This is a genomic window from Pseudanabaena sp. SR411 (assembly GCF_002251945.1).
Lineage (GTDB): Bacteria > Cyanobacteriota > Cyanobacteriia > Pseudanabaenales > Pseudanabaenaceae > Pseudanabaena.
Genome location: NZ_NDHW01000033.1, coordinates 1 through 7274, shown reverse-complemented (window position 1 = coordinate 7274; position 7274 = coordinate 1). Strand labels below are relative to the sequence as shown.

8 protein-coding genes and 1 pseudogene are annotated in these 7274 nt (G+C 41.2%); 7 read left to right on the top strand and 2 right to left on the bottom strand.

The window, feature by feature from the left end; translation table 11 throughout:
* Nucleotides 1-500, bottom strand: a pseudogene (locus B9G53_RS01190) (hypothetical protein); the annotation flags it as partial.
* Nucleotides 501-896: 396 nt separating this feature from the next.
* Here B9G53_RS01190 and B9G53_RS01185 point away from each other — a divergent pair.
* From B9G53_RS01185 to B9G53_RS01155, 7 genes are all read left to right on the top strand, one after another.
* Entirely contained in the window at nt 897-1787 is an 891-nt protein-coding gene (locus tag B9G53_RS01185; RefSeq protein WP_094528498.1) for an IS982 family transposase, read from the top strand.
* A gap of 322 nt (nt 1788-2109) precedes the next feature.
* Nucleotides 2110-2694 (top strand): hypothetical protein, encoded by a 585-nt coding sequence (locus B9G53_RS01180; RefSeq protein WP_094528497.1) that lies wholly within the window; start codon nt 2110-2112, stop codon nt 2692-2694.
* Between the two features lie 3 nt (nt 2695-2697).
* A complete protein-coding gene (locus B9G53_RS01175; protein ID WP_094528496.1) occupies nt 2698-3183 on the top strand; it encodes a hypothetical protein in 486 nt (161 codons plus the stop codon).
* 18 nt (nt 3184-3201) lie between these two features.
* The gene (locus B9G53_RS01170) at nt 3202-3699 is read left to right on the top strand and encodes a hypothetical protein (protein WP_094528495.1); all 498 of its coding nucleotides are present in this window, start codon (nt 3202-3204) and stop codon (nt 3697-3699) included.
* Nucleotides 3700-3734: 35 nt separating this feature from the next.
* A complete protein-coding gene (locus tag B9G53_RS01165; protein ID WP_094528494.1) occupies nt 3735-4199 on the top strand; it encodes a hypothetical protein in 465 nt (154 codons plus the stop codon).
* A gap of 12 nt (nt 4200-4211) precedes the next feature.
* Nucleotides 4212-4562, top strand: a complete 351-nt coding sequence (locus B9G53_RS01160) for a hypothetical protein (RefSeq protein WP_094528493.1) — start codon at nt 4212-4214, stop codon at nt 4560-4562.
* Nucleotides 4563-4573: 11 nt separating this feature from the next.
* Complete coding sequence (locus B9G53_RS01155) at nt 4574-5599, top strand: ATP-binding protein (protein ID WP_217901484.1); 1026 nt, start codon at nt 4574-4576, stop codon at nt 5597-5599.
* Nucleotides 5600-6178: 579 nt separating this feature from the next.
* Here the strand turns inward: B9G53_RS01155 and B9G53_RS01150 are convergent.
* The gene (locus tag B9G53_RS01150; RefSeq protein WP_094528492.1) at nt 6179-7120 is read right to left on the bottom strand and encodes a tyrosine-type recombinase/integrase; all 942 of its coding nucleotides are present in this window, start codon (nt 7118-7120) and stop codon (nt 6179-6181) included.
* Between the last annotated feature and the right edge of the window lie 154 nt (nt 7121-7274).

Genomic DNA, 7274 nt, shown 5'->3' with positions numbered 1-7274 from the left:
GTAACCTCTATTTCCTCTATCTTGCCAGCATTAGACCCTTCATTTCTGCTCTCGTCATAGAGTTCTGAGCCTCTCTCTGGCAAAACATCCAGTTTTCGGCGCGGGATCTTCTTCCGTTCCACTAATCCTAGTGGAACAAACACTTGCTCAACATGATAGGTAATATTCTCTCCCTTGGTCATCGGGTTTGATGTGAGTTGAAATCCTTCTTCTAACAACCTCCGATGGCTTACTTCCTGCCAATTGATATTCAGAGTTGCAGGAAGCTGAGAGAGTAGTTTCTCCCGAATTTCCTCAAGTACCGACCGATCCCATTGGTCTCCAATTGTGATGTTTTTACCTTCACCTATAATGGTGTTGTATTTCCCAATTTGGACAATAATGTTTTGCCCGTCTTCTGTTTGTCGCCAACATTCCAATACAGAGCTATCTCCCTCAGTCTGCTTAAGAGCATTTTCTACAATTTCTAAAATTGAGAGTATTTCTTCTGTGGTTGGCATAGGACGAAGCATTCAAGGATGTAAATCATATTTTCTCTAGTATGCCCTAATCTTTTGAGCAATCAGCTTAGTGGTGTAGAGAAGTCTGGTAACTCACATTATTTCCTAATCTTAATCTAAATACTAGTTGCTAAAGCAGTGATAAATTGCTACGAGACTTATCCAGCAAGGATTTATGATGATTGATTAGAAAAGCATATGAAAAGCTTACTCAGAAATACTTTGAGTGGCTTATCCCTCGTAAACAGTCTACTGCTTTCACCTAATGCTCACGAATCTTTACATATGATTTATATTATTTCATTTTGCAACGCGATGTGCAACTAAGAAAGTGCAAAAAAAACTCACAGCCGAGAGTGTTAGAAAATAGGGCTAATGCGATTAGCGGTGAGAATTATGTTTTCTATGGAATATTTTATCATTGCGGTATTTTGTAAGATCGATGAACTGCTCAAAGAAATAACTGTAAGCCAGAAAGCTAGAGCCAAAGGGTTTGAGCCAGCCTTAAGCGATAGTGAAGTGATAACGATGGAAATCGTTTCTGAGTATCGAGGAATAGAAACCGACATAGGGATCTGGCAATATTTTCGCAATCATTGGAGAGGATGGTTTCCCGCATTAAAAAGTCGCACCACCTTCGTCCGGCAAGCCGCCAATCTGTGGCAGTACAAAGCGATGCTACAAGAAAAACTTGTTTCTGAGTTGGGGGCTTTAGACGATGACGTGCATCTGATTGATGGAGTGCCAATACCTCTGTGTTACCTCTGTCGTTCATCCCGTTGTCGTAGCTTTGAAAATATTGCAGACTATCGTTACTGTGCAGCCAAGGACATGCATTACTATGGCTTTCATGGGCATGTTCTCATTAGTGGTAGCGGTGTAATTACGCAGTTTGCACTTACTCCTGCTAATGGCGATGAACGAGAAACTCTCTGGGATTTAGTCTCGAGTATTCATGGTTTCCTGATTGGTGACAAAGGCTATCTTAGTCAACCTCTTAAGCAAGAATTACAGACCTTTGCTGTTGATTTACAAACGGCTCTGCGCTCGAATATGTATGATTCTCGTCCTCGTTGGTGGGTGCGTTTGATTGTCAAGGTGCGGCGTTTGATTGAAACTGTCATTTGTCAGTTAGTTGGGCGTTTTCATCTTGATAAGGTTTGGACTAGGGGTATTTGGCATCTTTCTAGTCGGCTTAATCGGAAAATTCTTGCTCACACTCTTTGTTTTTGGCTCAATCGTCACTCCCTTCATCCTTTACAGTTTGAAGCTTTGGTTGATTCCTAATTCTTAGTTGCACGTCGCGTTTTGCACTTAATATCCTAATCACCCAAAGTGTGGGTAAAATATAGCGTTGTTGCACAAATAAGCCAGTCTCTACAAGGGTTTCAGCGATTGGAATCCAGAAAAACGTATTTTTATGAAGATGCATAGCCTCAACTCCCAAATGTGTAAGGATTTGATCATGCAACAAAGCCGTAAATTATTATATGGTAATTATTATATGGTAAAATTTTGGAATCTTGAAATTGCTAACTGTGGCAATCCATGAAACGTGGAGATTGAGAAAAATTCGAGTGGCTAATATTACCTGAAAGAGCAGTAAGTAATGAATAAGCAACTAGATGAAACTTTAGAGCGACTCGAAAGGATCATCCAAGATCTCAGACAAATGCTTAGATCAAATAGGCTAGACATTAGCCTTATTGATCAATTTAAACTTAATTTTGATTCATTACTGTCAGTGTTTTCGAGTTTAGAAGTAGATCATGATCTGAACCAAACTCGCCAAGTTTTATGGATGGTTGCAAGATTTGTAAATCAAGAAATCGATCATCATAACAACCCCATTGAGACATGCTTTTTAGCAGTTTGTTCGTTATGTGGAGAATCAGATATACGTATTACTCAGAGCGTAGGAAAATCAACGCGACCTGAACAAGTTGAGCGAGTGTTAGTTGCTGCTAAAGAACATATTTTAATGATTAAAGTACATTACGAGCGTCTTAGCAACGCCAGCAGTTGCAAGCGCGAAACTGAAATTTTTTCAATCAAGGATCATTCTGATAAACCTAGAGTGAAACGGATTGAGGAAGAAACCCCTTGGGAAACCTTGACTGCTGACATTCGAGATAGCTTTCTTCGAGAAGGCAAGCATAAAGTTTCTTACCAAATTTACCCACTTCAGGAGTGATACATGGAAGAATTGGTGGCTGAAATCGTAGCATCTATACTGAATATTGTTGTTGAGGTAGCCTTTGCATTTTGGGTTGACATCGTCACTTTGGTTTCTGCTAGCTTATTGACCTGGATTCAGACTGATTTAGGAGCTTTGGTTGCAGCATCTGTTAGAGATGCGTTTTTTGTTCTTGGAACAATCACACTTGCAACGTATGACTCTATTAAAGAATCTTGGAGTGAGCTCCGCCGATTTTTGATAGAGGCATTGATTGAATTTGAGCAGTCTTCTTCTAGATCTTGGACTAGACGTTTCACGACCACATTGCTTAGGGTTTTGGAATCTGGACAACTGAAACTTATTAAACGCGAAATAGAAGAAGAGGTGGATTGGGATCATTTACCTCCAGAAATTCGCGCTGCTTGGTGGAATTCTGCTCAGAAATCACACAAAGTAGATTTTATTGAAGTCCGTGATAAGGAAATTCAGACTCTTGCCCACTAGCTACCTGTGAGAATTTATATGTTGTTGTATACAGATGTACTCCGAGCAGCTCTTGCTTTGACAATAGCTGCAGTTACTGCGATAATTGCCCTCTGGCATAAAATTATCGATTGGGCACAAGACAGCCTTTTCCCTTGGATTGAAAAGAATCTACCATCAATTTTGTCCACCGTGAAGAATGCCTTTGCTTGGGTAGATGAGAAGGTTATTGTTCCGTTCCGACGGGTAGTAAAGAAAGCGTGGGAAATGCTTCGACAATATCTACTAAAGACTACAATTCAATTTGATCGGCAGACTACAAGTACGTGGACTAAGCGAATTACTTCTTTTGTAATTGAAACACTAACATCGCAATCTCCGACCGTTAAGAAGGTTGAATCAGTAGAAGAAGTAGATTGGGATGATTTACCCGACGATGTTAGAAATGCTTGGATGAAAAATGAACGGCAATCTATGACGATTGATGTTACAGCAATCCGTGATCAGCAAATCGAGACCCTGGATATGACGAACTAGGGTTGGTAATTTCATAACAATGTGGAGAGGTTAATATGAAAATTGAGTCCTCGATATGGACAGGAGCTAAGATATTGCTGGCTGTCGCTGGACTAGCTATGATCGTCTTGGGGTTAAATTACATTGCTGATCAAGGGGATACTAAAGCTCAATCAGTAATTGACACTTGGGTGAATCAAAGGCTAGTGGATGCCCTAGGTAGAAAACTTGATCAACCTTCCCAAATGGTACGAGATGCTCTCCAGAATCCAGCTAACTCTCCATTATCAGACCAAATTGCGCAGTTAGTGCGCTCAGTGAGCCTAACATTTGAGCGCCAATCTTCATCAAGGGTTCAAATTAAGCTTGATCTACTTTATACAGATGATACGATTTTCTCGACCGCAATTGAGACAGACTGGGATGAGTTACCTGCTATGGTGCGTAAAGAGTTTTTGCAAACTGGCAACCAAACAGTCCGTCGAATCTGGAGTTTATTTCCTAACCGTTTATCTACATGAAGGAGACATCTTGTGAGTCAAGACCTTATTAAACTTGCGATTGGTGCGGCAGTTCTTGCAGGTGGGACGTATATTGCCTGGCGATTTCGCCATCAATTGCGCGAAAAAGTTGCTGCTTGGTTGCGAAATCATAACTTAGAAAAGTCTGCTTTAATGGAAGTTTTATTGGTTTGTGATCGTATCGCTGGGTCAATTAATCAGTTTTCTTGCAAAGTTTTCGCCATAACTCGACAAACGGGAGAGCAGAAAATTTCAGAAGAAGTGGTGTCCTTGGATACGCTCAAAAAAAGTGATCCCGATGTTTATGCGCTGTTAGAAAACCGTGGATACGCTCGGAAAAGCATTTTACAACAAGTTAAATAAGGAAAAAGACAATGCCAGTAAATTGGAAAAAGATAGACGATTCCAAAAAACCATCTCAGGAAAAGGCGATTCCTAAATTGGAAGCACCTGAAATGCAACAACTAGAGACGTTTTTGCCCAAGCAACCGCAACGATGCTTAGCAGATTTGATTGTCTCGGAGTCGATTCTTGATCAGATTCAGACAACTTTGAATCGAATTCTGCATCACGATACGCTATATAACACTTGGAACTTAAAGAAAATTGATCCGCAAGGACGTCGCACTGCCATCAACTTTTTTGGTCCGCCTGGCACGGGAAAAACCTTTTGTGCTGAAGCGATCGCACATCATTTAGGGAAATCGATCATCACCGTTAACTACTCTGAAATTGAGTCAAAATACGTCGGTGAAACCCCTAAGAACATCACGGCTGCCTTTAAAAAAGCACAGGAAGCAGATGCAGTTCTATTTTTTGACGAAGCCGATTCGATTTTAGGCAAGCGACTGACCAATGTGACTCAGAGTGCTGATCATGGTGTGAACATAAGTCGCTCTGTGATGTTGCTGCAACTGGATGACTTTGATGGGGTTGTCATCTTTGCATCCAACTTGCCCGAAAACTATGATGGTGCTTTCGTTCGGAGGATTCTAGCACATATTGAATTTGAACTACCTGATGAAGCTTGTCGATTTAGGCTATGGGACTACCTATTGCCTGATCAAGTCCCCCGCTCTCAAGATGTCAGTGCTAAATGGCTAGCAACCCAATCAGAGGGCTTGTCCGGAGGGGATATTCTTAATGTTGTCAAGTTAGCAGCAAGTCAGGCGGTTGTCCGTTCCGGAGATCAATGGCAAGTTTTTCAATCTGATTTTCAGGCGGCGATCAATCAAGTTCGTCGGGGCAAAGAAAAAGTGGGGGTTGTCTCAGCCCAGAATGCTCCACCCATGATCAGAGAAACTATTCTATCCCCAGATGAATTGTCTCCAGAATTACGCGATCGCTATGAAGCAAGTGTCTTACAGCTATCGGCAAATACCCCTGAGTTAGATGCTTAGGGACTTAAGAAAACATTGATAAGGCTATTCATTGCAGGTTTGCTTTTCCATTTTCTACGCAATAAGCTAAAAATCTAAGAACCCTGATTCCTCGTATTTCATTAATGAGGAGTTTGAATTTTCGCTAACCCAAACAGTCATATAGGGGGCAAACGGGGAATTAGGAGAAAATCGTGCGCTAAGCCTGAAACCATTTCTCAGAGACACTTCTACGGGTATAGCAACGATTCGTGTAAAACTGTATCATGACAAGCTTAAAAGCAATATATAGCAATACTTTCAGCGATTGATTTGAGAAAGGTGCATGAACATTTTTACATTTTAACTAAAGTGATAGGCTCTATAAGGGGTAGATACAGGATAAATGCAAAAACCTGCAAGATGATACTGAAATCTATACTATGAGACGATTTTAAAATATTAAATTTTCGCTGTTTTCGTGCTAAAAGCTTACGAAAGAATGAGCCTTTGAGGGCTATCTTGCAGGTTTTCGGGCGTATCCTATAGCTACCCTAAACACTTTTTTGATCGATCAGAAACCATTAACCTACTTTTTCGTGCCAATGCTACTCAACTCACCTATTCCAGCTTTTCCGATGCCTTTAGAAAAGCCCGTTTTGCCGCAATCTTATTCTTACGATTGGTATAACGCCTAAAACTTCTGACATCTCGATGTCTTGTCAACTCCATCGCCAAAGATGGATCTAACTCATACTTCACAATCAAATTCGTCGCAAACGTATGCCTACCCCGATGCGAATGCAAATCAATCCCCGTCTTCTCCGCCAGATCGTCCATCACATGTCGAATCCCCCAATAGGTCAACCGCTTGCCCTGACTACGATTAGAACAAGATACAAACAAAGGACTTTCATTCGATAACTCCCCTTCTTGCTCCCTCCGCCAATCCAAATAAGCATCCAAATCCTGAATACCCAACTTCGTCAAAGGTACTTCGCCCTTACTATCCCATTTTGCCTCCTTAATCACCAATTCCCCATTCACATAATCCTCAACATTCAGACGACAAACCTCCTCCGCCCTCAACCCATGCAACAATACCGAAAACAAGGCCCGATCGCGCAACATCATTTTGCTCAAGGAGATCGCCTCATAAATCCTCAACACCTCTTCATCTTCCAAATCCTTAACCACTGGATCTGGCAATCTCTCCTGCTGAATGCCAATTGTCGGATCAGCCGTTACATATTCTGAAAGCAACATCCATCGATAAAATGATTTCAGAGTTCGCAGCACTCGATTCACTGAACTCAACGCCAACTCACGCTCTATCAGTAAAAAAGTTTTAAATTGTGTCACTTTACGCCGACTCACATCCACCCAAGCTAGATCGCACCAATCCATAAATGTCCGCAAGTCCGCTTGATAAGCCTTACGACTCTTCGGCTGCAAAGACCTTGATGCTAAAAACTCATCAACCCTTGATTGGCGTAGGTCTGTAGTAGCGATCGCTTTTGGCGGTTTACCATAAACAACTAAAACTGGCTCTGGTATTGACATAGCAATTAGTCTTTAGCCCCTGATCACGATAAGGGGCTTGCGAAGAAATAAGATACCAAAGATTATAGAAATAGGGATATAAAATTCTTGTTTTCAATTTATATAGGACTAAGAGAGTGATTTTCAGCGATGAAATCAAAGCCACAGTTAAAGA